General features: G+C 70.7%; 13 protein-coding genes and 1 pseudogene. 8 read left to right on the top strand and 6 right to left on the bottom strand.

The window, feature by feature from the left end; translation table 11 throughout:
* Window positions 1–96: 96 nt before the first annotated feature.
* Window positions 97–1,728 carry a hypothetical protein gene (locus AB0D04_RS17360; RefSeq protein ID WP_362703656.1) on the bottom strand — a complete coding sequence of 544 codons (1,632 nt, stop codon included), beginning with the start codon at window positions 1,726–1,728 and terminating at the stop codon, window positions 97–99.
* Between the two features lie 361 nt (window positions 1,729–2,089).
* Here AB0D04_RS17360 and AB0D04_RS17355 point away from each other — a divergent pair, with 361 nt between their 5' ends.
* From AB0D04_RS17355 to AB0D04_RS17335, 5 genes are all read left to right on the top strand, one after another.
* Window positions 2,090–3,595 carry an MFS transporter gene (locus tag AB0D04_RS17355; RefSeq protein ID WP_362703653.1) on the top strand — a complete coding sequence of 502 codons (1,506 nt, stop codon included), beginning with the start codon at window positions 2,090–2,092 and terminating at the stop codon, window positions 3,593–3,595.
* A gap of 436 nt (window positions 3,596–4,031) precedes the next feature.
* A complete protein-coding gene (locus AB0D04_RS17350; RefSeq protein ID WP_362703650.1) occupies window positions 4,032–5,828 on the top strand; it encodes a DEAD/DEAH box helicase in 1,797 nt (598 codons plus the stop codon).
* A gap of 288 nt (window positions 5,829–6,116) precedes the next feature.
* Window positions 6,117–6,758: a helix-turn-helix domain-containing protein gene (locus AB0D04_RS17345; RefSeq protein WP_362703647.1), complete on the top strand. Its 642-nt coding sequence runs from the start codon at window positions 6,117–6,119 to the stop codon at window positions 6,756–6,758.
* 81 nt (window positions 6,759–6,839) lie between these two features.
* Window positions 6,840–7,622 (top strand): S16 family serine protease, encoded by a 783-nt coding sequence (locus AB0D04_RS17340; protein ID WP_362703644.1) that lies wholly within the window; start codon window positions 6,840–6,842, stop codon window positions 7,620–7,622.
* 106 nt (window positions 7,623–7,728) lie between these two features.
* Complete coding sequence (locus AB0D04_RS17335) at window positions 7,729–8,361, top strand: RDD family protein (protein ID WP_362703642.1); 633 nt, start codon at window positions 7,729–7,731, stop codon at window positions 8,359–8,361.
* A gap of 45 nt (window positions 8,362–8,406) precedes the next feature.
* On the opposite strand, the gene AB0D04_RS17330 is transcribed toward AB0D04_RS17335, so the two are convergent.
* From AB0D04_RS17330 to AB0D04_RS17310, 5 genes are read right to left on the bottom strand one after another with little or no spacing between them, the layout of a single operon-like run.
* Window positions 8,407–9,411: a glycine betaine ABC transporter substrate-binding protein gene (locus AB0D04_RS17330; protein WP_362703640.1), complete on the bottom strand. Its 1,005-nt coding sequence runs from the start codon at window positions 9,409–9,411 to the stop codon at window positions 8,407–8,409.
* Window positions 9,411–10,316, bottom strand: coding sequence for an ABC transporter permease (locus AB0D04_RS17325; RefSeq protein ID WP_362703637.1), 906 nt, complete (start codon window positions 10,314–10,316; stop codon window positions 9,411–9,413). Before AB0D04_RS17325 ends, AB0D04_RS17330 begins: the two co-directional genes overlap by 1 nt.
* On the bottom strand, window positions 10,313–11,593 hold the full coding sequence (locus tag AB0D04_RS17320) for a betaine/proline/choline family ABC transporter ATP-binding protein (RefSeq protein ID WP_362703634.1): 1,281 nt from the start codon (window positions 11,591–11,593) through the stop codon (window positions 10,313–10,315). Before AB0D04_RS17320 ends, AB0D04_RS17325 begins: the two co-directional genes overlap by 4 nt.
* Window positions 11,586–12,233, bottom strand: coding sequence for an ABC transporter permease (locus AB0D04_RS17315; RefSeq protein ID WP_362703631.1), 648 nt, complete (start codon window positions 12,231–12,233; stop codon window positions 11,586–11,588). The genes AB0D04_RS17320 and AB0D04_RS17315 overlap by 8 nt, the downstream gene beginning before the upstream one ends.
* 16 nt (window positions 12,234–12,249) lie before the next feature.
* Window positions 12,250–12,717 carry an Lrp/AsnC family transcriptional regulator gene (locus tag AB0D04_RS17310; protein WP_362703628.1) on the bottom strand — a complete coding sequence of 156 codons (468 nt, stop codon included), beginning with the start codon at window positions 12,715–12,717 and terminating at the stop codon, window positions 12,250–12,252.
* Window positions 12,718–12,846: 129 nt separating this feature from the next.
* Here AB0D04_RS17310 and hppD point away from each other — a divergent pair, with 129 nt between their 5' ends.
* The 3 genes and pseudogenes from hppD to AB0D04_RS17295 all read left to right on the top strand — a co-directional run bounded on the left by hppD (window position 12,847) and on the right by AB0D04_RS17295 (window position 16,744).
* Complete coding sequence (hppD, locus tag AB0D04_RS17305; RefSeq protein ID WP_362703626.1) at window positions 12,847–14,004, top strand: 4-hydroxyphenylpyruvate dioxygenase; 1,158 nt, start codon at window positions 12,847–12,849, stop codon at window positions 14,002–14,004.
* 101 nt (window positions 14,005–14,105) lie between these two features.
* Window positions 14,106–15,479, top strand: coding sequence for an FAD-linked oxidase C-terminal domain-containing protein (locus AB0D04_RS17300; RefSeq protein WP_362703623.1), 1,374 nt, complete (start codon window positions 14,106–14,108; stop codon window positions 15,477–15,479).
* Window positions 15,480–15,652: 173 nt separating this feature from the next.
* Window positions 15,653–16,744 (top strand): annotated as a pseudogene (locus AB0D04_RS17295) (transposase).
* Window positions 16,745–16,754: the final 10 nt, after the last annotated feature.

Genomic DNA, 16,754 nt, shown 5'->3' with positions numbered 1-16,754 from the left:
GGATTCGGGCGGGCTGCCATGAGGCTGCAATGTGGGGTTCATGAAGGGGGGTGCCGTGGTGAAGCCGGGCGCTCGCCCTTCATGAACCCCCTGGCGTCAGGTGTGCGGGGCGCTGTCCCGTATCGCGACCAGGCCGTTGAAGACGCCGGCATAGGCGGTGCCGTCGGGGCCGAGGGTGATCGGGGCCCAGTTGTTGTCGTAGAGCGGGCCGGTGCCGGTCAGGCGCTTGAAGCGGGTGTGGCCGGTGCGGAAGTCGACGGCGGTCAGGTACCAGGCGTCGATGCCCAGGCGGTTGGGGTCCTTTGTGTAGAAGTAGAGGAGGCCGTTGGCGGTGGAGAGCTTGGCGACGCTGGAGGGGGCGCGTTCCCGGCTCTCCCAGACGGTGTCGCAGCCGCTGCCGTCCGGCCGGATATCGACCCTGGTGATGCCGCCGACCACCGACTTGCCGAGGAGGAGCGAGGTCACGTTCTCGTAGCCGTAGTTGTTCTCGACGACGAGGCTGTTGCCGTAGCCGATGAGGGAGTTGTCGGTGGTGGAGGCGCCGGCGCCGAAGACCGGGACCGTGCAGACCAGGCGGCCGGCGGCCGGGCCGGTGCGGCGGAAGACCAGGACGTTCATCCGGTCGTCGGCGTTGTCGGTGATGGCCACGTAGGGGTGGGCGGTGTCGCCGAGGAGGGTGGGGGTGGTGCCGGAGCCCTGGTTGATGGAGCCGGGTTTGCCGCCGCTGCCGCGGTCGTAGGTCCGGCGCCACTGGATGCGCGGGGTGCCGTCGGCGTCCGCGCGCAGGCCGTAGAGGGCGTGGTCGGAGACGAGGGAGACGCCGTCCCGGGCGGCCGAGAAGCTGTTCTGGATCTCCTCGCCGGGCAGTTGGACGGTGCGTACGGTGCCGGTCTGCGGGGCGATGGTGCCGATGCGTCCCTTACGGGTGACCCACCAGATCCGGCCGTCCCAGTCGGGCTGGACGGCGGTGACCGGGTCGCACTCCCCGCGCGGGTAGAGGTTGGTCCAGCCGACGCAGTCGTGCGGGACGTACGGGGTCAGGTCCCAGTCGTTGTCGACGGTGAAGTGCCAGGTGCCGTCGGCGGACCGGGCGTGGGACAACCGCAGGACGTGCTGGCGGGAGTCGGCAAGGACGACCCGGTCCTTGTTGTCCAGGTAGAAGTAGGCGCCGCCCGAGGTGTCCTTGAAGATCTTGGAGAAGTCGAGGCGGGTGATCGCCTCGATGGTGGACGGGCGCTGCGGCAGCTTGTACTCGGCCAGGGTGGCCAGGCTCCTGGGATCCAGCAGCTTGAGGCGGAAGCCCTGGAAGGTGCCGCACACGGTCAGGATCCGGCCCTCGCGGTCGAAGGTGACGGTGGCGCATTCGCCGCCGAGGGCCGCCATCTTCTCGCTGGTCACGGTGGGCCGGTCGCCCAGCGGGCCGGGAAAGGGGTGGGTGTCGCTGCTCGCGCCGTCGCCGTGCATCCCGGCCCGCCCGTTCGGTGCGAGGAAGGGGTGCCGGGGCGGCGCCTGGTCCGCGGGGAGCGGGTCGGCGGTGGCCGGGGCGCCCTCGTACTGCGGGACGAGCCGGTGCCCGGGGGCGGGCGGTATCGGCGCCGCCTGCGCGCCCGGGGCGAGCGCCGCGGAGGCGGGGAGGGCGAGGAGCAGGGCGGCGAGGGCCGCGCCGGCGCGCGCCCCGAACCGTCCCCGCGCCCGTCTTCCGCGCGCCTCAAAGAGCCGTGTCTGCATGCGAGTTCCTTCATCCGTTGGCAACGGCGGACGAGGCTAAGGCGGGGGAGCCGAGGAGTCCATGGCTTCCGGGGTCCTGGAACACGGCGTTCATACGGCTGTCGTCGGCGGCCGTACGGTTCTGCGCCGGGCCGCGGTGTACGGGGGGCCGGGGTCGCCCCGTCCGCTTCGGCGGCGGGCGACGAGCCACCGGTGCCGGGCTGCCCGATACGGCTGTCCGCCGTCCCCGCGCCCGTCCCGCACCGCCCGCTGCCGGGAGCCGGAACCGGGAGGCCAGGACTCCGGGCGTAGGACCCCCGACCGATCGCATCCCCACCCCCGGACAGGGGCGCACCCGCCCCACGGCCCTTACGCTGGCCCGATGACCGCCGACCACCCCCACCCGGGCGACAGCGACGTCGCCGCCCCCGCCGACCGCCCCGCCATACCCGGCCCGCGCCACGACCCGGCGGGGGAGAGCACCGACGGCGGCGGTGTGCTGTCCCGCCCGTACCGCGCGCTGACCCTCGGCATCATCTCCGTCATCTCGCTCGTCGCCTTCGAGGCGAGCGCCGTGAACACCGCGATGCCCGTCGCCGCCCGCGCCCTGGACGGCATCGGGCTCTACGCCTTCGCCTTCTCCGCCTTCTTCACGGCGAGCCTGTTCGCCATGGCGCTCTCGGGCGAGTGGAGCGACCGGCGCGGGCCGCTGGCGCCGCTGTTCGCCGGGATCGCGGCGTTCGGGGCGGGGCTGCTGGTCGCGGGCGGCGCGGGGACCATGGGGATGTTCATCGCGGGGCGCGGGGTGCAGGGCATCGGCGGCGGGCTGGTGATCGTCTCGCTGTACGTCGTGGTCGGCCGCGCCTACCCCGAGCGGCTGCGCCCCTCGATCATGGCGTCGTTCTCGGCCGCCTGGGTGGTGCCGGTGATCGTCGGCCCGCTGGTCTCCGGCACCGTCACCGAACACCTCGGCTGGCGCTGGGTCTTCCTCTCCATCCCCGTCCTGATACTGCTGCCCCTCGCGGTGATGCTCCCGGCGCTGCGCAAACTGCCCCGTACGGAACCGGGCGAGCGCAGCGGCGCGCGGCACATCCTGGGCAACCGCCGCTGTCTGCTCGCGCTGGCCGTCGCGGCCGGCGCCTGTCTGCTCCAGTACGCGGGCCAGCACCCCGCCTGGTTCGCGCTGCTGCCGGCCGTCGTGGGCTCCGCGCTGCTGGTGCCGGGCATCGTGCGGCTGCTGCCGCGCGGCACGTTCCGGGCGGCGCGCGGTCTGCCGTCCGTGGTGCTGATGCGCGGCCTGGCCGCCGGGGCGCTGGTGGCGGCCGAGAGCTTCATCCCGCTGATGCTGGTCACCCAGCGGGGCCTGTCCGCCACACTCGCCGGTCTCTCGCTCACCGGCGGCGGCCTGACCTGGGCGCTCGGCTCGTACGTACAGAGCCGCCCCCGCCTCGAGCCGCACCGCGAGCGGCTGATGGGCCTGGGCATGGCCTTCTTGACCGCCGCCATCGTCATGGTTCCCCTGGTGCTGCTCGACGGGGTCCCGGTCTGGATCGTCGCGGCGGCATGGACGCTCGGCGGCTTCGGTATGGGGCTCAATATTTCCAGCGGCGGCGTCCTGCTGCTGAAGCTGTCCCGGCCCGAAGAGGCGGGCAGTAATGCGGCGTCACTGCAGATGGCGGACGCGCTGGGGAATGTCGCGTTCGTAGGGCTCAGCGGGGTGCTGTTCGTGGCGTTCGGCGGCGGCCAGGCTGCCGTGGGCGGTGTCGCCGAGGGACACCCGGCCGCGTTCGTCGCCGTGTTCGCGGCGATGGCGGTGGTGGCGGCGGTGGGCGCGGGTGTCGCGAGCCGCTTGAGGTCTCTCCCCACGTTTTCGGCTTTCCCGCCGTAGGGGTTGTTCGCCGTTCCGCCTGCGGCGGACGGTGCCGCTGCGCGGGGCTGTTCGGCAGCGGCACCGGGCTTACACGGCTCCGCCGCTACAGCCCCGCGCCTCCCCGTTGGGGGTGGGGAAGAACGGTGGGGGCGTACGTCATCGGTCCGGTGCGCCTGTGGGATCGATCACAGCTGAACGGGACCCTCAACGCCCGCCCCCACCGGCCTCTTCACCCCCCGCCACCCACGGGAGAGGCCCCTCCGCAGGACGAAGTCCGGAGGAGGGGCACCGCACCCGTACAACCCACGCCCGCCGCTGGGGGTACCTCCCACGCCCTTCAGGCAGTGGGGGAGCAACGGCGCACCACCCCCACGGCGGGAGGGCCGAAAGCGGGGGAGAGACCAGCCGTTAGGCTGGGCCGGTTGCCGACCGCCGAGCCAGCCCGACGGAGACCGTGACTACCACCACCAGTGCCACCAACAATCACCACCTGTCCCCGGCCTTTCCGGGACGGGCCCCCTGGGGTACCGCGAACAAGCTGCGCGCCTGGCAGCAGGCGGCCATGGACCGGTACATCCAGACCCAGCCCAGAGACTTCCTCGCCGTCGCGACGCCCGGCGCCGGCAAGACGACCTTCGCGCTCACCCTCGCGTCGTGGCTGCTGCACCATCACGTCGTGCAGCAGGTGACGGTCGTCGCGCCGACCGAACATCTGAAGAAGCAGTGGGCGGAGGCGGCGGCCCGGATCGGCATCAAGCTCGATCCGGAGTACAGCGCGGGCCCGCTGGGCCGCGAGTACCACGGCATCGCGATCACCTACGCCGGTGTCGGCGTCCGGCCGATGCTGCACCGGAACCGGATCGAGCAGCGCAAGACGCTGGTCATTCTCGACGAGATCCACCACGCCGGTGACTCCAAGTCCTGGGGCGAGGCGTGCCTGGAGGCGTTCGAGCCGGCCACCCGGCGGCTCACGCTGACCGGTACGCCGTTCCGGTCCGACACCAACCCCATCCCGTTCGTGACGTACGAGGAGGGCAACGACGGCATCCGCCGCTCCTCGGCCGACTACACCTACGGCTACGGGAACGCCCTGGGCGACGGCGTCGTCCGGCCGGTCATTTTCCTCTCCTACAGCGGCAACATGCGCTGGCGGACCAAGGCGGGCGACGAGATCGCGGCCCGGCTCGGCGAGCCGATGACCAAGGACGCGGTCTCGCAGGCGTGGCGTACCGCGCTGGATCCGCGCGGCGACTGGATGCCGAATGTGCTGCGCGCCGCCGACCAGCGGCTGACGGAGGTCCGCAAGTCCATCCCGGACGCGGGCGCCCTCGTCATCGCCTCCGACCAGGAGCAGGCCCGCGCGTACGCCAAGCTGATCCGGGAGATCACCGGGAAGGGCGCCACCCTCGTCCTGTCCGACGACTCCGGCGCCTCGCAGCGCATCGACGACTTCGCCGGGTCCGACGACCGGTGGATGGTCGCGGTGCGGATGGTGTCGGAGGGCGTCGACGTGCCCCGGCTGGCGGTCGGGGTGTATGCGACGACGATCTCCACGCCGCTGTTCTTCGCGCAGGCCGTGGGCCGCTTCGTACGGTCGAGGCGGCGCGGCGAGACCGCCTCCGTCTTCCTGCCCACCGTCCCCATGCTGCTCGGCTTCGCCAACGAGATGGAGGTCGAGCGCGACCACGTCCTCGACAAGCCGAAGAAGGAGGGGGAGGAAGACCCCTACGCCGAGTCCGAGAAGGAGATGGACGAGGCGAACAAGGAGCAGGACGAGGACACCGGCGAGCAGGAGCAGTTCTCCTTCGAGGCGCTGGAGTCCGAGGCGGTCTTCGACCGCGTGCTCTACGACGGCGCCGAATTCGGCATGCAGGCGCACGCGGGCAGCGAGGAGGAGCAGGACTACCTCGGCATCCCCGGACTGCTGGAGCCCGACCAGGTGCAGATGCTGCTGCAGAAGCGGCAGGCCCGGCAGATCGCGCACAGCAGGAAGAAGCCGGACGGCGAGGCCGATCTGCTGGAGCTGCCGGCCGAGCGGCGGCCGGTGGTCAGCCACAAGGAGATGCTGGAGCTCAGGAAACAGCTGAACACGCTGGTCGGGGCCTATGTGCACCAGAGCGGGAAACCGCACGGGGTGATCCACACCGAACTGCGGCGGGTGTGCGGCGGACCGCCGAGCGCGGAGGCCACCGCCGGGCAGCTCAACGAGCGGATCAAAAAGGTACGGGAGTGGGCGACACGGATGCGGTGACCGCCGCGGCCTGTTGTCTCACCTATTGGGCGGTGCACCTCTTTCAGGTGTGCCGCCCTCCGTCATTCCCGGGACGATCTGGGGTATTCCGGGCGCCGTAGCCCGGATTCTGGACGGACTCTTCCGCTGACCGGACTTGCTCGCTACTGTCCCGGTCACGCACACGCCCCGTGGCAGCGCCGCCGCGGAGCGCAGCCGGTGCATGCGGCCGGCGGCCTCTTGCGACGCTGCAACGGGACACGCAGCTCGCGTCACACGAGCGCCGCCACTCAACCAGGAGGGGGCGTCGTGACCGCGGAGACCTCCCAGACGCTTGACCGGGGCCTGCGGGTCCTCAAACTTCTCGCCGACACCGACCACGGGCTGACCGTCACCGAGCTCTCCAACAAACTCGGCGTCAACCGCACCGTCGTCTACCGTCTGCTCGCGACCCTGGAGCAGCACGCTCTGGTACGCCGCGACATAGGCGGCCGGGCCAGGGTCGGCCTCGGGGTGCTGCGCCTGGGCCGCCAGGTGCATCCGCTGGTCAGAGAGGCGGCGCTGCCCGCGCTGCGCTCGCTCGCCGAGGACATCGGGGCCACCGCGCACCTCACCCTCGTCGACGGCACCGAGGCGCTGGCCGTCGCCGTCGTGGAGCCCACCTGGACGGACTACCACGTCGCCTACCGCACCGGTTTCCGCCACCCGCTGGACCGCGGGGCGGCCGGCCGGGCCATCCTCAAGGCCCGTCAGGGCCACACCCAGGACGCCGGACTCGCCCTGACCCATGGGGAGTTGGAGGCCGGCGCGAGCGGGGCGGCGGCGCCGCTGCTCGGGGTGAGCGGCATCGAGGGCAGCGTGGGCGTGGTGATGCTCGCGGACACCGTCTCCGAGCGGATCGGGCCGCGGGTGATCGAGGCGGCCCGCGAGGTGTCGGAGGCGCTGCGGTGACCTGTGAAGGCGTCGTGGTCGAGTCGTGAGGCCGTAGCGCCTCGAGGGGCTGGTGAGGCGGGGGTCATCTAGGCTGGCGGGGTGTCTGCACGCGTTCGCGCCCTGGCGGCCTGCACCGCCCTCGTTCTCGCCCTTCTCCTCGCCGCGGTCCTCGCGCCGCTGCCGTATTCGGTCGCCTATCCGGGAATGACGGCGGATGTGCTCGGCGCGGACAAGGGCAAGCCGGTGATCACCATCACCGGCGCCGGCACCCGCACCACGCGCGGGCAGCTGCGGATGACCACGATCGTCGCCACCGGCCCGGACGCCTCCGTCCACCTGCCGGACATCGTGCGGGCCTGGTACCGGATGGACGAGGCTGCGATGCCGCGCGAGGCCGTCTACCCGGTGGGCAGCAACACCGAGGAGATCGCGGAGCACAACGCGAAGCAGATGCGGCACTCCCAGGACACGGCCACCGCCGCCGCGCTGCACCGGCTGGGCAGGTCGCCCAGGGACATCAAGGTCAGGCTGAGCCTGGCGGACGTCGGCGGCCCCAGCGCCGGGCTGATGTTCGCCCTCGGCATCGTCGACAAGGTGGCCGGCGACGGCCGGGGCGGCGATCTGACCGGCGGCCGGACCATCGCGGGCACCGGCACCATCTCCGCGGACGGCAAGGTCGGCGCGGTCGGCGGCGTCCCGCTCAAGACCCAGGCGGCACACCGCGACGGCGCCACCGTCTTCCTGGTCCCGAAGCGGGAGTGCACCGACGCCCGCGCCGAGCTCCCCCGCGGGATGCGGCTGATTCCCGTCACCACGCTGGACAGCGCGGTCAAGGCACTGACCGCCCTGCAGACCAAGGGCGCCAAGGTACCCAGCTGCTGACCCGGCCCATCCCGACCTGACCTGACCCGGCCCGGCCCGGCCCGGCTCCGGAGGTTTGCACGACCTGCGTTGTCGTGACGCAGCGCCATCGGCTTGGATCGTTCCCGTGAATAACTTCCAGCCACCGCCACCGCCCGGTAACCCCCACCCCGGCTTCGGCCCCGCGCAGCCGCAGTACGGACCTCCGCAGGCCGTACCGCCGCAGCCGATTCCGCACCAGCCCGTTGCACCCCAGGCCGGGGCGCCGTTCTACGCCCCGCCGCAGCCTTTGCCGCCGCAGACGATGCAGCCGCAGGGCCCGCCCCGGCAGGCACTCGCGGTCCCCGGACTGCGGTTGCTCGCCCGCTTCATCGACTCCGTGATCATCTCGGCGATGCTGGTGGTTGCCGTGAGGCTGACCACCGGGTTCCTGCACCACCACCCCGAGGCCGAAGTGCCGGTGGTGGCCGCCATGCTCGCCTGGCTGCTCTTCGCCGCCGTCCTCTTCGAGCCGCTGACGACGGCGATGGGCGGCACCCTCGGCAAGGCCGTCTGCGGCCTGCGCGTCATCCGCCTCGAGACCGGCCGGAAGGTCGGCTTCGGCATCGCCCTGGGGCGCTGGCTCGCCTACCTGGGCATGGGCATGGTGCCCGTCCTGGGGCTGATCAACGTCCTGTCCTGCATCTGGAACGAGCCCTTCCGGCAGTGCATGCACGACCGGGCGGCCAACACGGTGGTCGTCAAGCGCCGGTGGCAGTGACGGAGGGGGCGCGGGGACGGCGCTGCCGGGCCCCGCACCCGTCCCTCACCCCTTGATGAAGCCCTCCCTGACCAGCCACGCCTTGGCGACCTCGTGCGGGTCCTCGCCGCCCACGTCCACCTTGCGGTTGAGCTCCTGGGCGACGCGGTTGTTCAGTGCTTTGGTGACCGGGGCCAGCAGCGGGGCGATCTGGGGGTACTTCTTCATCGTCTCGGCGTTCATCTCGGGCGCCGCGTTGTAGTTCGGGAAGAAGTGCCGGTCGTCGGCCAGCACGGTCAGGCCCATGACGGCGATCCGCCCGTCGGTGGTGAAGACCTCGCCGAAGGTGCAGGACCTGCCCTGGGAGGCCTCGGTGTAGACCACGCCGCCGGTCATCTTGCGGATGTTGCCGGAGGGGATCTTCATGCCGTAGGTCTTCGCCATGCCGGGCAGGCCGTCGTTGCGGGTGGCGAATTCGTTCTCCACGCACAGGGTGACCGCGCCGGGGTTCTTCTTCAGCAGCGCCGCGACGTCCGAGAGGTTCTTGACCGGGTACTTCTTGAGGTTGGCGGCGTTCAGCGCCAGTGCGTAGGTGTTGTTGAGGCTGGACTGCGGCAGCCACACAATGCCGTTCTTGCGGTCCGCGTCGCGCACCGCCACCCACTGCTTGTGGATGTCGGCGATCGGCTTCACATGGCCGAGGTGGGTGATCCAGCCGGTGCCGGTGTACTCGTACATGCCGTCCGCGGTGCCGGTGCGGACGGCCTCGCGGGCGCCGATGGTGCCCTGGATGTTGGTCTTGTCGATGACGGTGGCGCCGGCGGCCTTGAAGACCAGGCCCATGATCTGGCCGAGGATGATGTTCTCGGTGAACTCCTTGGACGTCACGGTGAGCGTGGCGCCCTTGAGCGGCAGACCCCGGCCGACCGTGCCCGGCCTGACGTCGTCGCTCATCGGGCTGCCGCTGACCAGCCCGCAGCCGCTCAGGGCGGCCGCGGCGAGCAGCAGCCCGGCCAGGGCGACGGAGGCGGTGCGGGGGTGCCGGCGTCGGGTGGATCCGCGTAGCGCCATCAGTTCGTCCCCTCCAGGCCGCGCGGCCGCAGCAGCAGTTCGGCCAGCGACGCCAGCCATTCGACGAGCAGTGCCAGCGCCACGGTCAGCACCGAGCCGAGGATCAGTACGGGCATCCGCTGGGTGATGATGCCCGCCGAGATCACGTCACCCAGGCCGCCGCCCCCGCCGAAGGTGGCCAGCGTCGCGGTGCCGACGTTCAGGACGAGCGCGGTGCGCACGCCCGCCAGGATCAGGGGTACGGCCAGGGGGAGTTCCACCTTGCCCAGCACGCCCATGGGTGACATGCCGATGCCGCGGGCCGCCTCGGTCAGCGTCGGGTCGATGCCGCGCAGCCCGGCGATGGTGTTGGCCAGCACCGGCAGCACGGCGTAGATGACCATGCCGACGATGGCGGAGCGCGCGCCGATGCCCAGCCAGATGACCAGCAACACGAGCAGACCCAGGGCGGGCACGGCCTGGCCTAGGTTGGCGACGGCCATCGCGACGGGGGCGGCCCGGCGCAGCCTGGCGCGGGTCATCGCGATGCCCAGCGGGATCGCGATGATCAGCACGAAGAAGGTGGAGACCGCGGTGAGCTGGATGTGCTGGCGCAGCGCCAGCCACACCTTGCCGTCGTCGACGGCCTGGTGGGCGATGTCGTCCAGGCGGGCGCCGCGGAACCACAGCCAGGTGGCGAGCAGCGCGGCCACCAGGAAGACCGGCATGAAGGTCCACTTCTGCCAGCTGATGCGGCGGGCGCCGGGGGCCGGGGCGCGGGCGGGCGCCTCCCCGATGGCGCTCTCCCGTTCCTCGATGTCGGTGTCGTCCAGATGGGCCAGCCCGTCCACCTTGTGCCCGCCCGGCGGCCGTCCCCCGCCGCTGCCCGCCGGCCCGCCGTTGCCGCTGCTGTTGTGCGAGCTCATGCCTTGACCCCCGGCCCGCCCTCGCCGCTGTCCAGTCCCTCCTGCGCCCGCAGGGTTTCTCGATGGCGCGCCTCCTGGAGCTCGTGCTGATGCTCCAGGGCCTCGAGGCGGTCCGTCTCCAGCAGTTCATGGACGGTGTTCATCAGCGTCGCCATGTCGACCACGCCGGTGTACTCGCCGCGCCGCCCGGTGACCGCGACCCGCCCGGCGTTGTCGGTGAGCACCGCCTCCAGGGCGTCGCGCAGCGTGGCGTCGCGGGTGACGGTGTCGGTCACCAGCGTCCCGGCCCGCGCCAGCGACTCCTTGGCGAGCGACAGATCGCCGCGGCGCAGCCACTTGTAGGGGCGGCGGTTCCGGTCCAGCAGCAGCAGCTCATTGGTGGAGCCGTTGCGCAGCAGGTCGAAGATGTCCTGGAGCGGGTCGTCGATGCGGGCGGTCGGGAAGTCGACGACGCCCACGTCCCGTACGCGGGTGAGGTTGAGCCGCTTGAGCGCCGCGCCCGCGCCCACGAAGCCGGAGACGAAGTCGTCCGCGGGGTTGGTGAGGATCGCTTCGGGGGTGTCGAACTGGGCGATGTGCGAGTGCTCGCGCAGCACCGCGATGCGGTCGCCGAGTTTGATGGCCTCGTCGAAGTCGTGGGTGACGAAGCAGATGGTCTTGTGGAGCTCGTGCTGGAGCCGGATCAGCTCGTCCTGGAGGTGGTCGCGGGTGATCGGGTCGACGGCGCCGAAGGGCTCGTCCATCAGCAGGACGGGCGGGTCGGCGGCGAGCGCGCGGGCGACGCCGACGCGCTGCTGCTGGCCGCCGGAGAGCTGACGCGGGTAGCGGCCGTGGAATTCGCGGGGGTCCAGGCCGACGAGGTCGAGCATCTCCTCGACCCGGCCGGTGACCTTGGCCTTGGACCAGCCGATCATCTTCGGTACGAGGGCGATGTTCTGCGCCACCGTCATGTGCGGGAAGAGACCGGAGGCCTGGATGGCGTAGCCCACCTTGCGGCGCAGCTTGACCGGGTCCATGTCGGTGACGTCCTCGTCGCCGATCCGGATCCGTCCCGACGTCGGCTCGATCAGCCGGTTGATCATCTTCAGGGTGGTGGACTTCCCGCAGCCCGACGGCCCGACGAAGATCACGATCTCGCCGGCCTTGACCTCCATGTTGACGTTGTCCACCGCGGGGGCGGCGCTCCCCGGATAGGTCTTGGTCAGGTTCTCCAGATGGATACGGGCGCCGGTGGTCTGCTGCGGTGTCTTCCCGCTGGTCCCGGACGGCTCAGGCACGGATCCCCCTGGAGATGGTCAGACGTCCGATCAGGACGTAGGCGGCGTCGAAGAGAAGGGCGAGGACGACGATCCCGACGGTGCCGGCGAGCACCTGGTTGAGCGAGTTGGCACTGCCCAGCGAGGCGATCCCGCGGAAGATCTCGTTGCCCAGGCCGGGTCCGGAGGCGAAGGCGGCGATGGCGGCGATGCCCATCAGCATCTGGGTGGCGACCCGGATGCCGGTCAGGATCGGCGGCCAGGCCAGCGGCAGTTCCACGCGGCAGAGCCGGGCCAGGCGCGACATCCCGATCCCCTTGGCCGCATCGACCAGCGCCGGGTCCACCCCGCGCAGCCCGACGATGGCGTTGCGGACCACCGGCAGCAGCCCGTACAGGGTCAGTGCGATCACCGTCGGGGGGACGCCGAGGCCGACGACCGGGATCAGCAGACCGATCAGGGCCAGCGACGGGATGGTCAGGATGGTGGCGGTCGATGTGGTGGCGAGACTGCCCGCCCATTCGCTGCGGTACGTCACCACACCGATGAGGACGCCCAGCAAGGTGGCGAGCACCATGCACTGGAAGACCGCGCTGGCGTGCTGATACGTATCCGTCAGCAGCTGGGCGTGCCGGGTGCCGACGTACTCCCAGAAGCTCACTCGGCGCTCTCCTTGGTCAGTCCCCCGCTGCCTGCTTCACCAGGGGGATGATGCGCAGTGGAACCGGATTTTCCATGACGATTGCCGTCGAAGCCCGCACAATGCCATCAAAACCTACAACCAGGTCGATCACACGCTGCAGATCCGCGTTGGACCGCGCGACCAGCCTGCAGAGCATGTCCCCATGTCCCGTCGTTGTATGCAGCTCCAGCACTTCGGGAACGGTCGCCAAGTGCGCGCGGATGTCGCTGCCTTGACCCTGTTTGATCTCCAGCGTGGCGAAAGCGGTCACCGGATAGCCGAGCGCGGCCGGGTCCACGTCCGGCCCGAAACCCCTGATCACTCCATTGGACTGAAGCCGGTCCAGGCGCGCCTGCACCGTCCCGCGCGCCACCCCCAGCCGCCGCGACGCCTCCAGGACCCCGATCCGCGGCTCCTGCGCCAGCAGCTCCAGCAGCGCCCCGTCCAAATGATCGATCGCCATCGCCCACGCCTCCGATTTTCTTGGTCATCATGTGCAGATAGCCCGGCTGCTGCGCCGCACTGCTATACACAATGCCCATCGCATACGGAAACTATTGCGCACCTTGTGGATCGGAGGGAGTCTGCCGCCATGGCAGACACCACGATGCACACCAAGCCCACCATCCCCGGCTCGGCCCGACAGGCGGACCCCTTCCCGGTCAAGGGGATGGACGCGGTCGTCTTCGCCGTGGGCAATGCCAAGCAGGCCGCCCACTACTACTCCACCGCCTTCGGCATGACCCGCGTCGCCTACTGCGGACCGGAGAACGGCAGCCGGGAGACGGCCAGTTACGTCCTCGAATCCGGCGGCGCCCGCTTCGTGTTCACCTCCGTCGTCAAGCCGACCACCGACTGGGGCCGCTTCCTCGCCGACCATGTCGCCACCCACGGCGACGGCGTCATCGACCTGGCCATCGAGGTCCCCGACGCCCGCGCCGCCTACGCCTACGCCGTCGAGCACGGCGCCACCGGCCTGACCGAGCCCCACGAGGCCAAGGACGAGCACGGCACCGTCGTCCTGGCCGCCATCGCCACCTACGGCGAAACCCGCCACACCCTCGTCGAGCGCACCGGCTACGACGGCCCCTACCTGCCCGGCTTCGTCGCCGCCACGCCCGTGGTCGAGCCGCCGAAGAAGAGGTTCTTCCAGGCCGTCGACCACTGCGTCGGCAACGTCGAACTCGGCCGGATGAACGAGTGGGTGGCCTTCTACAACAACGTCATGGGCTTCACCAACATGAAGGAGTTCGTCGGCGACGACATCGCCACCGAGTACTCCGCCCTGATGTCCAAGGTCGTCGCCGACGGCACCAAGAAGGTCAAGTTCCCGATCAACGAGCCGGCGATCGCCAAGAAGAAGTCGCAGATCGACGAGTACCTCGAGTTCTACGGCGGCCCGGGCGTCCAGCACATCGCCCTCGCCACCAACGACATCGTCGCCACCGTCCGACAGATGCGCGCCGCCGGCGTCGAATTCCTCAACGTGCCCGACTCCTACTACGACACCCTCGGCGAGTGGGTGGGCGACACCCGCGTGCCCCTCGACGAACTGCGCGAGCTGAAGATCCTCGCCGACCGCGACGAGGACGGCTATCTCCTGCAGATCTTCACCAAGCCGGTCCAGGACCGCCCGACCGTCTTCTTCGAGATGATCGAGCGGCACGGCTCCCTGGGCTTCGGCAAGGGCAACTTCAAGGCCCTCTTCGAGGCGATCGAGCGGGAGCAGGACAAGCGCGGCAACCTCTGACCGCCGGCCTCCCCCCACAGTCCTGAAGGCCGGGGGAGGCGCCCCCGTCCCGGGCCGTACACGATCTTCCGTGTACGGCCCACGGATGCGAGGCTGACCGCATGGACCCCAAGGACCTCACGACACGACTGCGCGCCGTCCTCCCCGAGGACGCGGTGCTCACCGACCCCGATGTCACCGGCTCCTACGCCCACGACACGGCCAACTTCTGCGACGCGGGCACGCCCGCCGTCGTCGTCCTGCCGCGCACCGTCGAACAGGTCCAGCACGTCATGCGGACGGCCACCGAGCTGCGCGTCCCCGTCGTCCCGCAGGGCGCGCGGACGGGGGTGTCGGGGGCCGCCAACGCCACCGAGGGCTGCATAGTGCTCTCCCTGGTCAAGATGGACCGCATCCTGGAGATCAACCCCGTCGACCGGCTCGCGGTCGTCGAGCCCGGCGTCATCAACGCCGTCCTCTCCCGCGCCGTCAACGAACACGGCCTCTCCTACCCGCCGGATCCCTCCAGTTGGGAAATGTGCACCATCGGCGGCAACATCGGCACCGCCGCCGGCGGCCTGTGCTGCGTCAAGTACGGCGTCACCGCGGAGTACGTCCTCGGCCTGGACGTCGTCCTCGCCGACGGCCGCCTCCTGACGACCGGCCGCCGCACCGCCAAGGGCGTCGCGGGCTATGACCTCACCCGCCTCTTCGTGGGCTCCGAGGGCAGCCTCGGCGTCGTCGTACGCGCCACCCTGGCCCTGCGGCCCAGCCCGCCCCAACAGCTCGCCCTCGTCGCCGAGTTCGCCTCCGTGACCGCGGCCGGCCGGGCCGTCTCCGAGATCATGGCCCGCGGCCACGCCCCTTCGCTCCTGGAGCTGATGGACCGCACCAGCATCCGCGCCGTCAACGACATGACCCAGATGGGCCTGCCCGAGACCACCGAGGTCCTCCTGCTCGCCGCCTTCGACACCCCCGACCCGGCCGCCGACCTCGCCGCCGTCGGCGCGCTGTGCGAGGAGGCCGGAGCCACCCAGGTCGTCCCCGCCGAGGGCGCCGCCGAGTCCGAGCTGCTGCTCCAGGCCCGCCGGCTCGCCTTCACGGCCCTGGAGCGGATCAAGCCCGCCATGCTGATCGACGACGTGTGCGTCCCGCGCTCCCAGCTCGCCGCCATGCTCGAAGGCACCACCGCCATCGCCGAGAAGTACGGCCTGACCATCGGCGTCTGCGCCCACGCCGGGGACGGCAACACCCACCCCCTGGTCTGCTTCGACCCGGCCGACAAGGACGAGGAGCGCCGCGCCCGCGAATCCTTCGACGACATCATGGCCCTCGGCCTCCAACTGGGCGGCACCATCACCGGCGAACACGGCGTCGGCGTCCTGAAGAAGGAGTGGCTGGCCCGCGAACTGGGCCCGGTGGGACTGGAGTTGCACCGCGGCATCAAGGATGTCTTCGACCCGCTGGGGATCCTCAACCCGGGCAAGGTGTTCTAGGGCCCACAGGGCCCTCGCCTGCCTCCTCTCGTCCCCTCCCCGCCCTTGCCCCTCCCTCGTAGAGTTCCGCCAATCGCTTCTCTTTCACCGTTCCGACCTCCGCTTTCTGCACGGGCCAGCATTGTTGTCAGTGGCCCGCGCTACGTTGAATACATCGACTGAGGGGGGTCCGGGTGAGGCGCACGTACAAGTTCCTGCTGCGGCCCACCGTTCGCCAGGAGCAGGCTCTTCGCGAGATGCTGCGGGATCACTGCCCGCTGTACAACGGCGCCTTGCAGGAGCGTCGGGATGCCTGGCGGCACTCCTCGAAGACCTCGGTTCGGTACGGGCAGCAGTCGGCCCAGCTCAAGGAGATCCGTACCTTCGATCCCGAGCGGCAGGGCCGCTGGTCCTTCTCCAGCCGGCAGGCCACCTTGCGCCGGTTGAACAAGGCGTTCGCGGCGTTCTTCCGGCGTGTGAAGGCCGGCGAGATGCCCGGCTGTCCCCGGTTCAAGGGTGTCGGGCACTTCGACACGGTGGAGTTCCCCAAGGACGGAGACGGCTGCCGCTGGGACTCCACCCCGCACGACCCCCAGACCCGCCTACGGCTCCACGGTGTCATCCAACGGCGAGCATGCCCCGAACCCTCGCTTCTTTCACGCGAGGGCCGACAAGCTCGCCGAGGCCCAGCGCATCCTGGCCGTCCACCCCCAGCGCACCCGCAAGCGTACGAAGAAGCACCGGGCTGCGGCACGGAAGGTTGCCAAGCTGCATGCCAAGATCCGGCGCCGGCGCCTGGACCACCCTCACAAGACCGCGAACAACCTGGTCCGCGACCACGACGTGATCGCACACGAAAAGCTGAACACAGCGGGCATGACCCGCACCCCGAAGCCCAAGCCCGACCCCACGAACGAAGGCACGTTCCTTGTGAACGGGCCGCGGCGAAGGCTGGGCTGAACCGATGCATCCTGGATGCGGGTTGGGGGCTGTTCCTGGGAATCCTGGCGAACAAGGCTGAGAGCGCCGGTCGCCGAGTGATCCCCGTGGACGCCCGCAACACTTCCCGCACATGCCCCGACTGCGGGCACGTCGCGAAGGAGAACCGCATCACCCAAGCGCAATTCGCTTGTGTCAAGTGCGGGTTCCTCGCGAACGCGGACCACGTCGGCGCACTGAACGTGCTGCACAGGGCCGGGCTGGTCCGCTGCGACGCTGCATGGCCGGCGAACCAGGAAGCCCGCGCGTCTACGAGCGGGTGGAGTCACGGAATCCCTCATCCCTGACGGGGTGACG

The sequence above is a fragment of the Streptomyces sp. NPDC048483 genome, assembly GCF_040651455.1.
GTDB lineage: Bacteria > Actinomycetota > Actinomycetes > Streptomycetales > Streptomycetaceae > Streptomyces.
Note: the sequence above shows the minus strand (reverse complement) of the source record. Positions and strands in the feature narration are given on the sequence as shown.

Bases quoted from the DNA above. Each gene is read 5' to 3' on its own strand.
- AB0D04_RS17360 (WP_362703656.1), bottom strand. From the start codon at position 1,728: ATGCAGACACGGCTCTTTGAGGCGCGCGGAAGACGGGCGCGGGGACGG.
- AB0D04_RS17355 (WP_362703653.1), top strand. From the start codon at position 2,090: ATGACCGCCGACCACCCCCACCCGGGCGACAGCGACGTCGCCGCCCCC.
- AB0D04_RS17330 (WP_362703640.1), bottom strand. From the start codon at position 9,411: ATGGCGCTACGCGGATCCACCCGACGCCGGCACCCCCGCACCGCCTCC.
- AB0D04_RS17325 (WP_362703637.1), bottom strand. From the start codon at position 10,316: ATGAGCTCGCACAACAGCAGCGGCAACGGCGGGCCGGCGGGCAGCGGC.
- AB0D04_RS17310 (WP_362703628.1), bottom strand. From the start codon at position 12,717: ATGGCGATCGATCATTTGGACGGGGCGCTGCTGGAGCTGCTGGCGCAG.
- hppD (WP_362703626.1), top strand. From the start codon at position 12,847: ATGGCAGACACCACGATGCACACCAAGCCCACCATCCCCGGCTCGGCC.
- AB0D04_RS17300 (WP_362703623.1), top strand. From the start codon at position 14,106: ATGGACCCCAAGGACCTCACGACACGACTGCGCGCCGTCCTCCCCGAG.